The organism is Sphingomonas leidyi (genome assembly GCF_011761945.1).
Taxonomy (GTDB): domain Bacteria; phylum Pseudomonadota; class Alphaproteobacteria; order Sphingomonadales; family Sphingomonadaceae; genus Sphingomonas; species Sphingomonas leidyi.
On record NZ_JAASQV010000002.1, the window covers coordinates 396899 to 413807 of the forward strand.

At 68.4% G+C, this 16909-nt stretch carries 20 protein-coding genes; 12 read left to right on the forward strand and 8 right to left on the reverse strand.

Annotated features, from left to right (window positions below; translation table 11 throughout):
* The first annotated feature begins 66 nt into the window (after positions 1–66).
* The 6 genes from FHR20_RS11555 (at position 67) to FHR20_RS11580 (ending at position 6715) form a co-directional block, all read left to right on the forward strand.
* Complete coding sequence (locus tag FHR20_RS11555; protein WP_167300486.1) at positions 67–537, forward strand: dihydrofolate reductase; 471 nt, start codon at positions 67–69, stop codon at positions 535–537.
* The gene (locus FHR20_RS11560) at positions 534–1706 is read left to right on the forward strand and encodes a dipeptidase (RefSeq protein ID WP_167299793.1); all 1173 of its coding nucleotides are present in this window, start codon (positions 534–536) and stop codon (positions 1704–1706) included. The genes FHR20_RS11555 and FHR20_RS11560 overlap by 4 nt, the downstream gene beginning before the upstream one ends.
* A gap of 170 nt (positions 1707–1876) precedes the next feature.
* Positions 1877–2803: a bifunctional riboflavin kinase/FAD synthetase gene (locus FHR20_RS11565; RefSeq protein WP_167299794.1), complete on the forward strand. Its 927-nt coding sequence runs from the start codon at positions 1877–1879 to the stop codon at positions 2801–2803.
* Positions 2804–2896: 93 nt separating this feature from the next.
* Positions 2897–5743, forward strand: a complete 2847-nt coding sequence (ileS, locus tag FHR20_RS11570; RefSeq protein ID WP_167299795.1) for an isoleucine--tRNA ligase — start codon at positions 2897–2899, stop codon at positions 5741–5743.
* Positions 5740–6309, forward strand: a complete 570-nt coding sequence (gene lspA, locus FHR20_RS11575) for a signal peptidase II (protein WP_086128055.1) — start codon at positions 5740–5742, stop codon at positions 6307–6309. Before ileS ends, lspA begins: the two co-directional genes overlap by 4 nt.
* Positions 6302–6715, forward strand: a complete 414-nt coding sequence (locus FHR20_RS11580) for a DUF3035 domain-containing protein (RefSeq protein ID WP_086128054.1) — start codon at positions 6302–6304, stop codon at positions 6713–6715. The genes lspA and FHR20_RS11580 overlap by 8 nt, the downstream gene beginning before the upstream one ends.
* 104 nt (positions 6716–6819) lie before the next feature.
* On the opposite strand, the gene FHR20_RS11585 is transcribed toward FHR20_RS11580, so the two are convergent.
* The 4 genes from FHR20_RS11585 to FHR20_RS11600 all read right to left on the reverse strand — a co-directional run bounded on the left by FHR20_RS11585 (position 6820) and on the right by FHR20_RS11600 (position 9244).
* Positions 6820–7614 carry a TorF family putative porin gene (locus FHR20_RS11585; RefSeq protein ID WP_167299796.1) on the reverse strand — a complete coding sequence of 265 codons (795 nt, stop codon included), beginning with the start codon at positions 7612–7614 and terminating at the stop codon, positions 6820–6822.
* Between the two features lie 258 nt (positions 7615–7872).
* Entirely contained in the window at positions 7873–8337 is a 465-nt protein-coding gene (locus FHR20_RS11590; protein WP_167300487.1) for a RidA family protein, read from the reverse strand.
* Between the two features lie 8 nt (positions 8338–8345).
* The gene (locus tag FHR20_RS11595; RefSeq protein ID WP_167299797.1) at positions 8346–8981 is read right to left on the reverse strand and encodes an HAD family hydrolase; all 636 of its coding nucleotides are present in this window, start codon (positions 8979–8981) and stop codon (positions 8346–8348) included.
* Positions 8978–9244, reverse strand: a complete 267-nt coding sequence (locus tag FHR20_RS11600) for a DUF3572 family protein (protein ID WP_167299798.1) — start codon at positions 9242–9244, stop codon at positions 8978–8980. The genes FHR20_RS11595 and FHR20_RS11600 overlap by 4 nt, the downstream gene beginning before the upstream one ends.
* A gap of 37 nt (positions 9245–9281) precedes the next feature.
* Between FHR20_RS11600 and FHR20_RS11605 the strand changes: the two genes are divergently transcribed.
* Positions 9282–9710, forward strand: coding sequence for a response regulator (locus FHR20_RS11605; RefSeq protein WP_167299799.1), 429 nt, complete (start codon positions 9282–9284; stop codon positions 9708–9710).
* A 69-nt stretch (positions 9711–9779) separates the two neighbouring features.
* Here FHR20_RS11605 and rpmG read toward each other — a convergent pair whose 3' ends face one another.
* A complete protein-coding gene (rpmG, locus tag FHR20_RS11610) occupies positions 9780–9947 on the reverse strand; it encodes a 50S ribosomal protein L33 (protein WP_025560997.1) in 168 nt (55 codons plus the stop codon).
* A gap of 224 nt (positions 9948–10171) precedes the next feature.
* On the opposite strand from rpmG, the gene FHR20_RS11615 reads away from it, so the two are divergent.
* Together FHR20_RS11615 and FHR20_RS11620 are read left to right on the forward strand one after the other, a co-directional pair.
* Positions 10172–10735 (forward strand): TMEM165/GDT1 family protein, encoded by a 564-nt coding sequence (locus FHR20_RS11615; RefSeq protein ID WP_167299800.1) that lies wholly within the window; start codon positions 10172–10174, stop codon positions 10733–10735.
* Between the two features lie 96 nt (positions 10736–10831).
* Positions 10832–11329, forward strand: a complete 498-nt coding sequence (locus tag FHR20_RS11620) for a Dps family protein (RefSeq protein ID WP_086128047.1) — start codon at positions 10832–10834, stop codon at positions 11327–11329.
* A gap of 60 nt (positions 11330–11389) precedes the next feature.
* On the opposite strand, the gene FHR20_RS11625 is transcribed toward FHR20_RS11620, so the two are convergent.
* Both FHR20_RS11625 and FHR20_RS11630 read right to left on the reverse strand, forming a co-directional pair.
* Entirely contained in the window at positions 11390–11719 is a 330-nt protein-coding gene (locus FHR20_RS11625) for a hypothetical protein (RefSeq protein WP_167299801.1), read from the reverse strand.
* A 47-nt stretch (positions 11720–11766) separates the two neighbouring features.
* Positions 11767–12600, reverse strand: coding sequence for a metallophosphoesterase (locus tag FHR20_RS11630; protein WP_167299802.1), 834 nt, complete (start codon positions 12598–12600; stop codon positions 11767–11769).
* Between the two features lie 49 nt (positions 12601–12649).
* Between FHR20_RS11630 and FHR20_RS11635 the strand changes: the two genes are divergently transcribed.
* From FHR20_RS11635 to FHR20_RS11645, 3 genes are read left to right on the forward strand one after another with little or no spacing between them, the layout of a single operon-like run.
* The gene (locus FHR20_RS11635) at positions 12650–14227 is read left to right on the forward strand and encodes a cisplatin damage response ATP-dependent DNA ligase (protein ID WP_167300488.1); all 1578 of its coding nucleotides are present in this window, start codon (positions 12650–12652) and stop codon (positions 14225–14227) included.
* Positions 14228–14242: 15 nt separating this feature from the next.
* The gene (locus FHR20_RS11640; protein WP_167299803.1) at positions 14243–14680 is read left to right on the forward strand and encodes a hypothetical protein; all 438 of its coding nucleotides are present in this window, start codon (positions 14243–14245) and stop codon (positions 14678–14680) included.
* Entirely contained in the window at positions 14677–15507 is an 831-nt protein-coding gene (locus FHR20_RS11645) for a DMT family transporter (protein ID WP_286712524.1), read from the forward strand. The genes FHR20_RS11640 and FHR20_RS11645 overlap by 4 nt, the downstream gene beginning before the upstream one ends.
* A 34-nt stretch (positions 15508–15541) precedes the next feature.
* On the opposite strand, the gene FHR20_RS11650 is transcribed toward FHR20_RS11645, so the two are convergent.
* Positions 15542–16861, reverse strand: a complete 1320-nt coding sequence (locus FHR20_RS11650) for a S41 family peptidase (protein WP_167299804.1) — start codon at positions 16859–16861, stop codon at positions 15542–15544.
* Between the last annotated feature and the right edge of the window lie 48 nt (positions 16862–16909).

A 16909-nucleotide genomic window follows, 5' to 3' on the forward strand; every position in this document is an offset into this window, starting at 1 on the left:
GATGATCCCTGCCTCGCGTCCGTCCCCGCCCCGTTCCGACCGCGCCGCGCCGGCCCCGCGATGCCGCTGATCTCCTTCCATCTCGCCCGGGCCGACAATGGCGTGATCGGCGTCGACGGCAGGCTGCCCTGGCATCTGCCGGCCGATCTCCGGCGCTTCAAGGCGCAGACCATGGGCAAGCCGATGATCATGGGGCGCAAGACCTTCGAAAGCTTCCCCGCGCCGCTGCCCGGCCGCCGCCACATCGTGCTCACGCGCGACGCCGCCTGGCGGGCCGAGGGCGCGGAGGTTGCGCATTCCCCGGCAGAGGCGCTGGCGCTGGCCGGGCCGGGCGAAGTCGCGGTGATCGGCGGTGCCGAGATATTCGCGCTGTTCGCGCCCGACCGGATCGAGCTCACGGAAATCCATGCCGCGCCGCCGGGGGACGCGATCGTCCCCGCTTTCGGGGTTGAATGGCGCGAAGTTGCGCGCGAGGATTTCGCCGAGGAAGCGGGGCGCCCTGCCTATAGCTTCGTGACGCTGGAGCGGGTGCGATGAAGAAGAAGATCCTCTGGGGCGTGCTGATCCTGCTCCTGCTGGCCGTGGTCGGCTTTTTCGGCTTCGCGCCGGGCATCGTCGAAGGCAGCATGAACAAGGTGGTGCCGGTCAAACTCGCCAAGCCGAGCGACGCGGTGAAGCAGCTCCACGCCTCGCTCCAGATCGCCGACATGCATGCCGACACGCTGATGTGGCGCCGCAGCCTGCTCGAGCGCTCGAACACCGGCCAGGTCGACTTGCCCCGGCTGATCGAGGGCAATGTCGCGCTCCAGGTCTTCTCCTCGGTCACCAAGACGCCCAAGCACCAGAATTACGACGCGAATTCGGGCGATACCGACAACATCACCCTGCTCACCATCGCCCAGCTCCAGCCGCCCAAGACCTGGACCTCGCTGCTCGAGCGCTCGCTCTTCCATGCCCGCAAGCTCGATCGGGCCGCGGCCGGCTCGAACGGCAAGCTGCGCGTGATCCATACGCCCGCGGAGCTCGACCAGCTCCTCGCCGATCGCGCCGCGGGCCGGAAGGTGGTGGGCGGCATGCTCTCGATCGAGGGGCTGCAGGACCTGGAGGGGCAGCTCGCCAATCTCGACAAGCTCCATGCCGCGGGCTTCCGCATGGCGGGCCTCGCGCACTTCTTCGACAACGACATCGCCGGATCGATGCACGGCGTCCACAAGGGCGGGCTCACGCCGCTCGGCCGCCAGGTGGTGGCGCGGATGGAGCAGCTCGGCATGATCGTCGACATCGCCCATTCGAGCCACGAATCGGTCGCCGAGATCCTGGCGATGGCGAAGCGCCCGGTCGTCTCCAGCCATGGCGGCGTCCAGGCGACCTGCAAGGTCAACCGCAACCTGACCGATGCGGAGATCCAGGGCGTGGCGCGCACCGGCGGCGTGGTCGGCATCGGCTATTGGGACGCGGCGGTGTGCGGCACCGAGCCGGCCAATGTCGTCCGCGCGATCCTGCACGTGCGCGACCTGGTGGGGATCGACCATGTCGGCCTCGGCTCGGATTTCGACGGCGCGGTGACCACCGGCTGGGATTCGTCCCAGCTGATCGCGATCACCGGGGCGCTGGTCGATGCCGGGCTCTCGCCCGAGGACATCCGCAAGGTGATGGGCGGCAACGTCCTGCGCGTGATCCGCGCGGGGATCGTGCCGGGACAGTAAGGCCTGAACGCGTTGACCGGCCTGTTCCCCGGCGATGGCCGGGGAACAGTCCCGGCACATGCAGTTAGGTCGCCGAGCCTCTCGAGCGATATGGCGACTGGGCCCCGGCCTTCGCCGGGGAACAGCTGAGCATGTTGGCAGACCAAGCCTCCCCCCCTATAGGCCGCCCGATGGAGCGGCTGGACGGCGGCTCGGCGGTGCCGCCCGGCTATCGGGGGGCGATCGTCGCGCTGGGCAATTTCGACGGGTTTCACCTGGGGCATCAGGCCGTGGTCGGCCGCGCGGTCGCGCGCGCGCGGGCCGAGGGGCGGCCGGCGCTCGTCGGCACCTTCGATCCCCATCCCCAGCGCTATTTCCGGCCGGACAGCCCCTGGTTCCGCCTCACCACCATGGACCAGCGCCAGCGCCTGCTCGCCGAAGCCGGGATCGACGCGATGCTGGTCTTCCCGTTCAACGCCGCGCTGGCGGCGCTCAGCGCGCGCGGCTTTGCCGAGGAGCGGCTGGTCGGGTTCATCGGCGCGGGCGGCGTAGTGACCGGCGGCGACTTCACCTTCGGCAAGGGGCGCGAAGGCGATGTGGCGACGCTCGCCGCGCTCGGCGCCGAGCTGGGCTTCTCCGCCGAAACGGTGGCGCCGGTCCGCCTCGACGGCGAGATCGTCTCCTCGAGCCGCATCCGCGCGCATCTGCGCGAGGGCCGGCCGGGCGACGCCGCGCGGCTGCTCACCCGCCCCTTCGCGATCGAGGGTACGGTCCAGCATGGCGACCAGGTCGGCCGTACGCTGGGCTTTCCTACCGCCAATCTCAGTCTCGCCAACTATCTGCGCCCGGCCTATGGCATCTATGCGGTGCGCGGGCGCCTGGCCGACGGGCGCGTGCTGGACGGCGTTGCCAGCCTGGGCATCCGCCCCAGTTTCGAGCCGCCGGTCGAACTGCTCGAGCCCTTCTTCTTCGATTTCTCGGGCGACCTTTATGGCCAGACGATCGAAGTGCAGCTGATCGACTATCTGCGCCCCGAGGCGAAGTTCGATTCGCTCGACGCGCTCAAGCGGCAGATGGCCGCCGATGCGGCCCGCGCGCGGGAGCTGCTGGCCCGATAGCCCTCCGATACCTCTCCCGAAACCGTTCGTCCGGCGCGGCATCAGAACATCTGCTTTGCATGCCGCGCGGCTTCCTCTAATTCCCGCGCACCCATGAGCGACCAAAAAGACTATCGCGAAACCGTCTTCCTGCCGAAGACCGAGTTCCCCATGAAGGCCGGACTGGCCCAGAAGGAGCCGGCCATCCTCGCGCATTGGGAGAAGATCGGCCTCTACCAGAAGCTGCGCGCCCAGCGTGCCGGCCGCACCCGCTTCATCCTGCACGACGGCCCGCCCTATGCGAATGGCGACATTCACATGGGCCATGCGATGAACAAGGTCCTGAAGGACATCGTCGTCCGCTCGCAGAGCCTGATGGGCAAGGACGCGCCCTATATCCCGGGCTGGGACTGCCACGGCCTGCCGATCGAGTGGAAGGTCGAGGAAGCGTACCGCGCCAAGAAGCTCAACAAGGACGAAGTCGACCCCGTCGCCTTCCGCGCCGAATGCCGCGCCTATGCCGAGAAATGGGTGGCCGTGCAGCGCGGCCAGTTCGAGCGGCTGGGCGTGATGGGCGACTGGGCCAACCCGTACCTCACGATGAACTATGAGAGCGAGGCGATCATCGCCGGCGAGCTGCTCAAGTTCGCCGAGAGCGGCCAGCTCTATCGCGGCGCCAAGCCGGTGATGTGGTCCCCGGTCGAGAAGACCGCGCTGGCCGAAGCCGAGATCGAATATGAGGACATCGTCTCGACGCAGATCGACGTGGCGTTCGAGATCGTCGAGGCCCCGAACGCGCCCGAGCTGGTCGGCGCACATGCAGTGATCTGGACGACCACGCCGTGGACGATCCCGGTGAACCAGGCTTTGGCCTATGGGCCGGAAGTTGAGTACGTCTTGGGTTGGTTCCAGAGTGTTGAAGGTGAACTGGTTCCCGAGGGACTTCAGGGCAAAAAGTTTATCGTCGCGGAAGCTCTGGTTAGCCCCTTCTTGAATCGAGTGCAGCAGGTCCATCACGACACGCCCCGTCTCGGGTTCGTGACAGAGCCAGCCGTCAAAGGCACCCGACTCGCCGGCGCCGTCGCCCGGCACCCGATGCACAAGCTCGGCGATTTCTTCGCCAGGCCGCGTCCGTTCCTTCCCGGCGACTTCGTCACCACCGATGCCGGCACCGGCCTGGTCCATATGGCGCCCGATCACGGCGAGGACGATTTCCTGCTCTGCAAGGCGCATGGCATCGATCCGGTGTTCGCGGTCGATGCGGCGGGCATGTACCGGGCCGACTGGCTGTGGCTCGGCGGCCAGGGATCGGTGATCAACAAGAAGTTCGTCGCCAGCGACGGCCCGATCTGCTCGGACCTGCGCGAGGCCGGCGCCCTGCTCGCCGCCTCGGACGATTTCGCGCACAGCTATCCGCACAGCTGGCGCTCCAAGGCCAAGGTGATCTTCCGCTGCACCCCGCAATGGTTCATCCCGATGGACCGCCCCAGCACCGCCACGCACGACACCAGCTGGGACGAGGAATCGCGCGACGCCAGCGCCTCGAACGGCGCCACGCTGCGCGGCATCGCGCTCGATGCGATCGCGAACACCCGCTGGGTGCCCGAGCGCGCGATCAACCGCATCCGCGCGATGGTGGAAGGGCGGCCGGACTGGGTGATCAGCCGCCAGCGCGCCTGGGGCGTGCCGATCGCGCTCTATGTCCATCGCCAGACCGGCGAGTATCTGCGCGATCCGGACGTGAACGCCCGCATCCTCGAGGCGTTCACCACCGGCGGGGCCGATGCCTGGTTCCAGGCGGACCACCAGGCGCTGCTCGGCCCGCGCTACGACCTCGCCCATTACGAGGTGATCACCGACATCCTCGACGTGTGGTTCGATTCGGGCTCGACGCACAGCTTCGTGATCGAGGCGCGCTACGGCGCCGGCACCCGCGCCAACCTCTATGTCGAGGGCTCGGACCAGCATCGCGGCTGGTTCCAGTCGTCGCTGCTCGAAAGCGCGGGCACGCGCGGCCGGGCGCCCTATGACGCGGTGCTGACCCATGGCTTCGCGCTCGACGGCCAGGGCAAGAAGATGTCCAAGAGCCTGGGCAACGTCGTCGATCCGCTCAAGATCATCGGCGAGAGCGGCGCGGACATCCTGCGCCTCTGGGTCGCCCAGACCGATTATTTCGAGGATGTCCGCATCGGCAAGGAAGTGCTGGCGGGCACCGGCGACACCTATCGCAAGGTCCGCAACACCTTCCGCTACCTGCTCGGCGCGCTCGACGGGTTCGGCGAAGGCGAGCGGATCGCGGTGGCCGAGATGCCCGAGCTGGAGCGCTACATCCTTGCGAAGCTCGCCGAGCTCGATGCCGAGCTGCGCAGTGCGGCCGACGCATTCGAGTTCAACCGCTACAGCCGCGCGCTCACGGATTTCATGAACGAGGACCTGTCGGCCTTCTTCTTCGATATCCGCAAGGACTGCCTCTATTGCGATGCGGAGGACTCGGCCAAGCGCCGCGCCTATCGCACCGTGCTCGACGTGCTGTTCCACGCGCTAGTCCGCTATGCCGCGCCGATCCTCGCCTTCACGGCCGAGGAAGTGTGGCAGGCGCGCTTCCCGGGCGAGGACGAATCGGTCCACCTGCTCGAATGGCCCGTGCTGCCCCAGGGCGCGGCGGTACGGAGCGACTGGAACGCGATCCGGGCGCTGCGCCAGCAAGTGACCGAGGCGATCGAGCCCTATCGCCGCGAAAAGCAGGTCCGCTCCAGCCTGGAGGCGGAAGTGACGGTGCCCGATCTGCCGGCTTCGGCCGAGGATCTCGCCGAATTGTTCATCGTCTCGGCGGTGACGCAGGGTGAAACGGTCACGGTCGTGCCCACCCAGCGCCATAAATGCGGCCGGTGCTGGCGGCATCTCCCGGAAGTTGCGCAGGACGGCGCCTTGTGCGACCGCTGTGCCGGGGTGGTGGAATGAACGTGACTCGTGGAATCGGCTTCGCGGTGGCGGCCCTGGTTTTCGTCATCGATCAGGTGACGAAGCTGCTCGTCGTGCGCGCGCTGGGCGTCGACCTCAAGTTCGTCCAGACGCTGATCGGCCAGAAGCTGGGGCTCGACGGGCTCAACCATGTCCAGGAAGTGCTGCCGATCTTCGACCTGCGCTTCGTCGCCAATATCGGCGTGTCGCTCGGCCTGTTCGCCGCCAACAGCGATGCGACTCGCTGGCTGCTGGTCGCGCTCACCGGCGCGATCGCCGCGGGCGTGGTCTGGTGGATGTTCCGCGAGAGGAAACTGCCGGACATCTGCGCGCTCGGCATGGTGCTGGGCGGGGCGCTCGGCAACATCCTCGATCGCGCGCGCCTCGGCTTCGTCGTCGATTTCGCCGACCTGCATTTCGGGGCGTGGCGCCCGTTTTTGGTCTTCAACGTCGCCGATGCGGCGATTACCATCGGCGTGCTGATCCTGTTGATCCGCGCCCTTCTAGTGCGCGATAAGGCCGCAGGCGACAGCCCGGCCGCTGTGGAGAATGAAGTCAATGCGTAAGACCGTTACCATCGTGAGCGCCATTGCGCTCGCGGCATCGCTCTCCGCCTGCGGCAAGCGCGGCTATGACCGTTCGCGCCCCGACGAGTTCGCCGTGGCCCGCCAGGCGCCGCTGGTGATCCCGCCCGATTTCTCGCTGGTGCCGCCGCAGCCGGGCGCCCCGCGTCCGCAGGAAGGCAACCCGGCCAACCAGGCGCTCGACGCGATGTTCGGCGGCTCGGCCGCGCGCAGCCCCGGCGAGCAGGCGATCATGGACCAGTCGGGCAGCACCAGCGCCGATCAGAGCGCGCGCTCGACTGCTGGCAGCCCCGGCACCACGGTGGTCGACAAGGGCTCGACCACGCGCGACATCGTCGCGGCGCCGGAGGGCGACGGCAAGGACGCCAAGGCCAGCACGCCGAAATAAGGCGTCCCGCCTTTCCCGAACGAAGAAAGCGCCGGCCCGCATCCCCATGCAGGCCGGCGCTTTCGCATGGCGGGGAGCAGCGTGCCGCTCCCCCTCCCCCCAATCTAGAAGGCGACGCTCACCGAGCCGAGGATACCGCCCTTGGCGGCGTCCTTGCCGCTCGGCGTGATGAAGTTGGTGTCGGTATCGACATAGGAGACGCCGAAGGTCAGCGACTTCCAGGTCGCCGTCGCTCCCAGCGACCAGTCGGTATATTCGTTGGTCGGGCCCGACAGCCAGCTCGGCCCCCAGGTGTGGCCGAGATGGGCGGTGAGGCCGATCGGCGTCTTGGGGATCGCGACCGACAGATCGCCGGCCAGGTAGAAATTGTCCTGCTTCCGGAGCAGGCCGCTCTGGCCCTGGTCGATCGCCAGCGCCTTCTGCTTCGGCGCATAATTGCCGGTGATCTTCGCGGTGGCCGGCCCGATCGCATAGCTGACCGAGGCATAGGGCTCCAGGAAGTCCGACGAGCTCCGGTCGCCCGCAAAGCCGGGGCGCGTGCCCGGATAGACATAATAGAGCGCGCCGACATCGACGGTGACGCCGCCGTCGAACGCATGCTTGTAGCCGGCGATCAGGTCGAGCTCCTGATGCGCGGTGCCGTGGACGGTGACATAGTCGTCGATCGAGGAACCCCAGACCGAGACGTAGAAGCCCGATTGATGGGCAACGGTGATGCCGCCCTGCACGGCGAAATTGCCGTCGGTCTGCGAGATGCCGCGGAACTTATAGTCGCTGACCACGCCGACGCTGCCGCTGATCGTCACGGCAGGCGGCGGATCGGTCTGGTCCTGGGCCCTTGCGGGGGCAGTTGCGGCCGCAGCCGCGAGCGCGACGAAGCTGATCATGGTGTAGCGCATGGAATACCCTTCCCGTTGTTCAAAAAAGGGTTCCCGCCTGCTGCTCCGGTACGGCGTCGACTTGAGGCTCGTCGGCCTGCGCTGCTTGCGAAGCACGACTTCCTTGCCGCACCACGCTGCACCGCACAACATTAATTGCTGTTCCGTCACGGGATCGTGACAAACTGTTGCTGGGTAGCAACAGCGCGATCCCCGCATACGAAAACGGCCCGCTCCCCGATGGGAACGAGCCGGAATCGAAGGCCCGGGAAAGCCGGATCAGCGGATCTGGACGACCGCGTCCACTTCCACGGCCACGCCCAGCGGCAGGGCGGGCACGCCCACGGCGCTGCGGGCATGGCGGCCGGCATCGCCGAACAGCGCCTGCATCAGTTCCGAGGCGCCGTTGGCGACCTTGGGCTGGTCGGTGAAGTCCGCGGCGGAATTGACGAACACGCCGAGCTTCACGATCCGCTCGACGCGCGACAGGTCGCCATCGAGATATTTCTTGATCTGCGCGACCAGCATCAGCGCACAGCGCTGCGCCGCCTCGGTCCCGAACGCCAGGTCGCGGTCCTCGCCCAGCCGGCCGGTCATCAGCACGCCGTCCTTGAAGGGAATCTGGCCCGAGACGTGGAGCAGGCCGTTCGCCTCCACCACGGGGACATAGGCGGCGACGGGCGCCGCGGCTTCGGGAAGGGCGAGGCCGAGCTCTTCGAGCTTGCGATCGACATGGGTGGTCATGGCCTTGCTCAACCACTCGCCGCGTCGGCGGTCAAGCCCGCGTCGAAGCGCGCCTCGATCCAGCCCAGCGCCTCGCGCCAGTCGTCGATCCGGGCATGGGCATGCGGCGCCTTCGCCACGCTCGGCGCCAGGCTGGGTTCGGCGACCATATGGAGGCGGAACACGCCCGGCGCATGCTTGGCCACCGATTCGTGGTGCACCGCCAGATCGTCGACGAACACGGTGACGCTCGGCCGATATTCCTCGATCAGCCGCACCACGGGCGAGCCCTTGCCGCCCTGGTTGCACTCCACCCGATGTTCGATCCCGTGATTCGTCAGCTGGGCGATCCGGTGCGCGCGGCAATGATCCTGCAGGTTGGTCAGCACGACGATGTCGGCGCGCGCGGCAAGCGCGGCCAGCGCCTCGCGGGCATGGGGCACCAGCGTCTGGCGATCCATCTCGGCGGGAAAGAAGCCATCGAGCAGGCCCCACATCTCCTCGCGCTCCACCACGGCCGAATCGGCGCGACGGCGCATCGAATTGGCGAAATCGCCGCCATTGGGAGTGAACTCGATATCGTGCGTCTCGCCCAGCCACACGCCGAAATGGCGCACCATATGGAGCAGGACCTCGTCGCAATCGGTGATCAGCAGGGGCTTCATGATCTTTCCAGCGTCGCCCGGGCGGCGACCAGTTGTTCGGGGCTTATGTCGAGTGCCGCCGCGCAGGCGACAAGATCGGGCTCGTATGATTCGAGGAACGACAGAGTCGCGGCGAGCAGCATTGCCTCGCCGGCCCGCGCGCGCAGCTCGGCGGGATCGAGGCCGGTGAGGTCGAGCAGGCGCCGCGCCCGCGATTCCTCGCCCAGCGTCCAGACAAGTGCCTGCAGCGCCAGCGCTTCCGCATTTGTTTCCGCGCCTGCCATACCCTACATCACCCGAGAGTCGATCCGGGGGTAGCGCGTGGCAAAAAGGGTGCTCGTTGTCGAGGACAACGAACTCAATCTGAAGCTGTTCTGCGACCTGCTGCGCGCGCACCAGTTCGAAGCCGAGCCGGTGCGCGACGGGCGCGAGGCGGTGGGGCGCGCGCGCGATTTCGATCCGCAGCTGGTGGTGATGGACATCCAGATGCCGCACGTCACCGGGCTCGAGCTGATCCAGCACATGAAGCTGGACCCCAGGCTGCGGACCATCCCGATCATGGCGGTGACCGCCTATGCGGGCCGCGACGACGAGGAGCGGATCCGCGCGGCCGGGGCCAATGCCTATGTCTCCAAGCCGATCAGCCTGGTGCGCTTCATGGAGGAAGTGCGCGCGCTGATGCCGGCCGAATCGCCGGCGGCACCGCTCGAAGCCCCGGGCACCGGCACAGAAGAAGCCCCGCAGCCTTGACGGCCCGGGGCTTTCTTGAAGATCGGCCCCGCATGCGCGGGGGCAGGGCAAGCCGGGCTCGCGCCCGCCTTACTTGATCTTGGCTTCCTTGAACTCGACGTGCTTGCGCACGACGGGATCGTACTTGCGGAACGAGAACTTCTCGGTCTGGGTACGCGGATTCTTCTTGGTGACGTAGAAGAAACCCGTGTCCGCCGTGCTGACGAGCTTGATCTTGACAGTGGTCGGCTTGGCCATGACCCAACAACCCTTGAAACTGCGAAAAGAAAAGAGCGGCACGCCAGAGCGCGCCGCTACCAGACGCGGGCAACTGTGCGATTCTCGGCCAAAAGTCAAGGCTGGGCGTGGCAGGGCGCGCATTCCCTTCCCGCCCTCTCCGCGCAGGCGGGGAGGACGATGGGATATGTCCTTCACGCAGGCTTAACCGAAGCGCCGCATGATGCCGGCCGAAAGGGAAGCGCATGGAAGCTCTGGTCCCGGCCTTCCTGCTGGCCGCCCTCACCCAGCTTTGCGACAAGCCGGCCATGCTGACCGCGATCCTCGCCGATCGCTATGGCCGGCCGCTCACCGTGGCGATCACGGCGGGCATCGCCCATGCCACCCTCAACCTCGCGGCCGCCCTTGGCGGATCGCTGATCGGGCCGATGATGACGCCCAATGCGCGTGCGCTGCTGCTCGCCATGGCGCTGATCTTCGGCGCGCTGGGAGCGGCCGGGTCGAATCGCGTGAAGGACCGGCTCGATGGCTGGAAGCTCGGCGCCTTCTTCACCCCTCTCCTTGGCGTGCTGATTCTTGCCTTCGGCGAAAGCACGCCCTTCTTCACGCTTGCGCTCTCCACCGGCGGCCAGCCCTGGTTCGCGGCGGCCGGCGCTTCGATCGGCACGTTCGGCGTGGCATTCGTCGCCGCGCTGCTCGGCGAGCGGACCTGGGCGGCCATGCCCTGGCGCTGGCTGCGCATCCTGAGCGGAATCGGCTTCCTGATCGCCGGCTGCTGGATCGGCGTGAACGCGCTGCGCCTCACCTGATCGATCTCTGAGATCGGAAGAATGCGCATGCGCCGGGCGGAGCCGATCCCATATCCCGTTCGTTGACCCTGCGAACCGAATCCCGGGAGGACGAACATGGCTGATACGAATGCGGCGCTCCGCACCCCTACCGATCTCAACCGCAACGACGCAAAGAGCGTGGCGGACGCGCTGAATTCCGCGCTGGCGGATTGCTTCGCGCTCTATCTCAAGACCAAGAACTTCCACTGGCACGTCTCGGGCCCGCATTTCCGCGACTATCACCTGCTGCTCGACGATCAGGCGGCGCAGATCTACGGCATCACCGATGCGATCGCGGAACGGGTGCGCAAGACCGGCAACGTCACGCTGCGCTCGATCGGCGACATCGCCCGCCGCCAGACGCTGACCGACAATGACGCCGACTATGTCGCGCCCGGCGACATGCTCGCCGAACTGCGCGAGGACAATCTCAAGCTGATCGAGAGCTTCCGTACGGTGAAGCAGGCGGCCGAGGATGCCGGCGACAATGCGACCAGCGGCATCGTCGACGAATGGACCGATCAGGCCGAGGAGCGCGCCTGGTTCCTGTTCGAGGCGTCGCGCAAGGGCTGAACCCGCGTCCGCGCGAATCGGATGAAGGGGGCCGGACGGCGAGTCCGGCCCCCTTCCACGTCACTTGACCTTGGCGAGGTCCGCGTCGAGCTTGGCCAGCATCTCGTCGGTGAGCTTGCCTTCCGAGAAGGGCTGGATCGCGCGGAAGCTCATCGCCTTGAACTGCTCATAGGCGGGATGCTTGTCGATATCGCCCAGGCCGTCGGCGACGAGCACGGCCTTGGCGCCTTCATTGGCGAACAGCGTTTCGATCGGCGTGTCCGCGCTGAACTTCGCCGCTGGGGCGGGCGCGGCGGCCGGCGCCGGAGCCGCGGCAGTCGCAGGCGCGTTCTGGGCAAGGGCGGCAACGGGTGCGCAGGCGAGCAGGGCGGCAGTGAGAACGAGCTTCATTGTCGGGAGACCCCTCCGGTGGTGGAGCGGCGAACCTAACCCGCTTTTCATGTCCGCACCATTGCCGGCGGCACAAGCGTGACCAACCAGATATCGGGTCGCGCGCCCAGGCGGAACGGCACGCCGCTGGTGCCGAGCCCGGCGGTGACGATCACCGTCCGCGCGCCTTCGCGCACCAGCCCGCAACGATAGCGGGCGCCGTAGCGGCTGACCGCGGGCGCGATATTGCGGCCGAAGATCAGCACCTGCCCGCAATGGGTGTGCCCGGCGAGCAGGAGATGCGCGTCGGGGGGCAGACCGGGCGCGACGTCGGGCGAATGCGTGACCAGCACGATCGGCCGCCCCAGGGCCCGTGCCGCGCGCAGCGTCGCCGGGACATCGGCATGGTGGGAGAAATCGTCGCTGATGCCGCCCAGCGCGATCGGCCCGCGCAACGCGGCCTGGTTCTCCAGCACCGTCACGCCGGCCTGGCGCAGCTGGTTGCGCACCGCCTGCGGACCGGTCCAATAATCGTGATTGCCGAGCACCGCCGCCACGCCGAGCGGCGCGCGCAGCTGTCGCAGCGGCCCCACCATAGGCGGCCCCAGCTTCGCCGCGCCCTGGGGGTCATGCCCGAAGATGAAGTCGCCCGCGATCACCACCAGGTCCGGCCGGAGCGCATTGACCTGCGCGACGATTCGCCCGAGCCGCGCCGGCCCCATCGCCGCGGTGCCGATATGGATGTCGCTCAGCAGCGCGATTCGCACCGGGCGCTCCAGCCCCGGCATCGCCACGTCGGCGCGACGGACCACCGGGTCGCTCGTCGCCTCGCGGAAACACCAGCCGAGAAGGGCGGCGAGCGGCAAGGCCAGGCCGGCGAGGATGAGGAGGAGCTTGCGCATGCGAACATCGTAACGGGAGCGCATCGGCCGCGCTATGCGTTGCGCCATCATGCGTGCCTTTGCCGACCTGCTCGATGGCCTGATCTACACGCGCTCGCGCAACGCAAAGCTCAAGCTGATCGGCGACTATCTGCGCGCCGCGCCCGATCCGGACCGCGGCTGGGCGATGGCGGCGCTCACCGGCAGGCTCGACCTGCCCGCGGTGAAGCCCGCCCTGATCCGTGCGATGGTGGAGGAACGCGTCGATCCGGTGCTCTATGCGATGAGTCGCGACTTCGTCGGCGATTCGGCTGAGACGATCGCGCTGCTCTGGCCCGAACCCGCGGCAGCGCCCGAGACCATGGCCCCGCTCACCGTCTCGCAGGTGGTCGCGACGCTCGGCGGCATCTCTCGGTCCGATGCGCCCGCGGCGCTCGCGACGATGCTCGATCGCCTCGACGCCGATGCGCGCTTCGCCTTGCTCAAGCTCTCCACCGGTGCGCTGCGCGTCGGCATCTCGGCCCGGCTCGCCAAGACCGCGCTGGCCCGGGCCTTCGGGCTCGATGTCGAGGCGGTGGAGGAAGTGTGGCATGGCCTCGCCCCGCCCTATGCGCCGCTGTTCGACTGGGCCGAGGGCCGCGCCGCGCAGCCCAGCGCGCGCGACCTGCCGGTCTTCCGCCCCTTCATGCTCGCGCACCCGCTCGAGCAGGAGAGCGTCGATCTCGCCGATTATGCCGCCGAGTGGAAATGGGACGGGATCCGCGTCCAGCTCGTCCATGTCGCGGGCGAGACCCGGCTCTACAGCCGCGCGGGCGACGACATCACCCACAGCTTTCCCGAAGTCGCAGGGGCCTTCGCCACGCCCGGCGTGCTCGATGGCGAACTGCTGGTGAAGGGCGCGTTCCAGGGCGGCGAGGCGGCGAGCTTCAACACGCTCCAGCAGCGCCTCGGCCGCAAGCTGGTCAGTGCGAAAACCCTGGCCGACTATCCCGCATTCGTCCGCCTCTACGACATCCTCTTCGACGGCGCGGAGGATCTGCGCGACTTGCCCTGGTCGGCGCGCCGCGCCCGACTCGAGCGCTTCGCCGCGCGGCTCGATCCCGAGCGGTTCGACCTCTCGGCGGTCATCGCGGCCGCGGACTTCGCCGCGCTGGAGGAGCTTCGCGCCGGCGCCCGCGACGCGTCGATCGAGGGCGTGATGCTCAAGCGGCGCAGCGCGCCCTATGTCGCCGGGCGCCGGGCGGGGCTCTGGTACAAGTGGAAGCGCGATCCGCTGGTCGCCGATTGCGTGCTGATGTACGCCCAGCGCGGCTCGGGCAAGCGCAGCAGCTTCTATTCCGACTATACGTTCGGCGCCTGGACGGCGGAGGGCGCGCTGCTGCCCGTGGGCAAGGCCTATTTCGGCTTCACCGACGAAGAGCTGAAATGGCTCGACCACCATGTCCGTACCCATACGGTGAATCGCTTCGGGCCGGTGCGCGAGACCGACAAGAGCCTCGTCCTCGAAGTCGCCTTCGATTCGATCCACGAATCGCGGCGCCACAAATCGGGCCTGGCGATGCGCTTCCCGCGAATCAGCCGCATCCGCACCGACAAGCCTGCCCGGGAAGCCGACACGATCGAGACGTTGCGCAAGCACCTCACCTGAGCCAAGATTCGCCCCATGGGGCCAGAGGATCGCGTACCGGCGCTGCCGCTCGTCGCCTGCGTGCTCGCGGGCCCGGTTCCCGCATCGCTGCTCGCTGCCTTTGCCGGCAGCGGCGGTGCCGATTCGCTGCTGCGGGTCTGGGCCACGCTGGCGCTGTTCGGCCTTTGCTATGCGCTGGTCGTCGGCACCCCTATCGCATTGCTTTTCCTGCGCGATCCCGCGTTGCCCTGGCGGCGCTGGATCGGCGCCGCCCTGCTCGCCGGGCTGATCACCACCGCGATCGTCCTGGGCTGGACGGCGCTGAGCAGCGCCCGGCATCTCGTCGCCGGGCAATGGGGCGCCTTCCAGGTGCTGATGCTCTGGCTGGTCGTTCCGCTGATAGTCTTCTCCGGAATCGTCTCGCGCATCCTGCTCGCGTTCTGGCTCCGGCACGTCCGCGACACCGCCTGGTGAAGCCCGAGCTGCTCGCCCCGGCGATGATGATCGCCTCGGGCTCGATCCATGCCGTGGTCAACGCGATCCTGAAGGGCGGCCGCGACAAGATGGCCGGCCGCGCGATCATCGACGGATCGAGCGCGCTGATCCTGCTGCCGGCGACGCTGCTCGTGCCGCTGCCGGCCGCTGCCTGGCCCTGGATCGCCGGCACCGCGCTGGTCCATTGCCTCTATCTCTATTCGCTGGTCCGCACGTTCGAGACGAGCGACTATTCGGCCGCCTATCCGATCCTGCGCGGCACCGCGCCGCTGGTCACCGCCGCGCTCTCGATCGGGCTGCTCGGCGAGCCGGCCGGAGCGCGCGAGCTGGCCGGCATCGCGCTGATCGGCGGGGCCATGTTCGTGATGGTGCTGGGCCGGCACATCGGCCGGGCCGGCCTGGGCTGGGCGCTGCTGACCGGGCTCACCATCGCCGGCTATACGGTGATCGACGCGCATGGCGTGCGTGCCGCGCCGACGCCGCACAGCTACATCGTCTGGATGTTCGTGCTGATGGGGATGAGCACGGTCACGATGTTCGCCCTGCTCTCCCGGGGCGCGATCTTCGCTGCGGCGGCGCGGCAATGGCGCCCGGGCGTGGCGGCGGGCGCGCTCTCGATCGTCACCTATGGCCTGGCGCTCTCGGCACTGGCGATCGGCCCCACCGCGCCGCTCGCCGCCCTGCGCGAAACCGGCATGGTCACCGCGCTGGTCATCGCCACCCTCTTCCTGGGCGAGAAGGTGACGGCCGGCCGGGCGCTGGGCGTCGCCGGAATCCTCGCCGGCGCGGTGCTGATCCTGCTCTAGCGCCGACCCGAAGCAGCGCCGGCGGGGGCCGCGACTATCCCCTGGGCACCGGATTGCCCGAGCCGTCCGCGCGCTCGATGATCACGCCGGTCACCGCGCCTTCGCCGGTGAAGCGCACCCGGGTAGCCGGGTCGAATTCGAGCGCGAACAGGTCGCCACCCAGCGGCACCATCGCCGATTTGACGCCGCCGTCGCGCTGCCAGGTGAGCGCGCCATTCTCCACGGCCACCGTGCGCGCGCCATAGCGCCCGGCATAGGCCGCGAGCGCCCGGGCGGGCGCCACCGGCGTCGCGCGCGCCGCATAGAGCGCGGCGGTCCATTCCAGCTCGGTCCTTTGCGGCCCCTGCGCCTTCTCGGCGAGCTTCTGCGCCGCATCCTGCTGGGCGCGGTCGAGCGCCCGGTCCGCCGGCACCGCGATCTTCGGCGGCACGCCCTTGCCTTCCCAGTTGCCGCCGCCCGGCAGCTCGGGATAGCCGATCGACACGCTCATCACGAAGCCGCCGGGCACCGCGAAATGCTCGTTGCGATAGGCCGCGCCCGCCGTCGTCTCGCCCACCAGCGTTCCGAAGCCGAGCCGCGCGACGTGCGAGACGAACTCTTCCGCGGCCGACGCCGCGCGATTGCTGGTCAGCACATAGAGCGGCAGGCGGAGCTGCCCGCCGGGCACCGCCTCGCTCGTCGAGCTGGTCGGCGCCGCGCTGCGCAGATGGAAGGTCACCAGCGGCGTGCCGGCCGGCACGAAATAGCTGGCGATGCGCTTCACCGCCTCGGGGCTTCCGCCGCCATTGCCGCGCAGGTCGAGGATCGCCGCGTCGCCTTCGCGCAGGAACGCCATCGCAGCATCGATCGCCGCCTTGCTCTCCGCCCCGGTCCAGCCGAATCCGTCATAGCGGATATAACGGACATTGCCGGGCAGCAGCTTCATCTCGGTGATGCCATAGTTGCGCTGGCGCATCATCGCCTTGAAGAAGGGGGTGTCCTCGATCTCGTCATTCTGGCTGCCGCGGCCGGCGATCTCGGCCGACAGGCGCGGATCGAAGAACAGCGAGAGATGCTTGTCCTGCGCCACCGCGTAGAGATCCTCGTTCAGCCGGCGCGTGAATTCGCCCGGATCCGCGACGTCGTAGCGCCCGGCCTTCAGGCCCTTGGCAAGCGCGGCGTCGAGTGCGGCCCGCTTGCCCGCGACCACATAGTTCCCGGCGATCGCCTTGCGGATGCCCGTGACGATCTCCGCCTTGCTCGCCGCCGGTGCGGCCATCGGCGCGGGGCCTGGCATGGGGCCCGGCCCCTGCTGCGCCTGCGCGCCGGCGGCGAGGCCGGCGGAAAGCGCCAGCGCGGCAAGTGCGATCTTCATGAGTCTCTCCCCAACTGTGTTATCTGCATAACACTGCATGACCTGAAG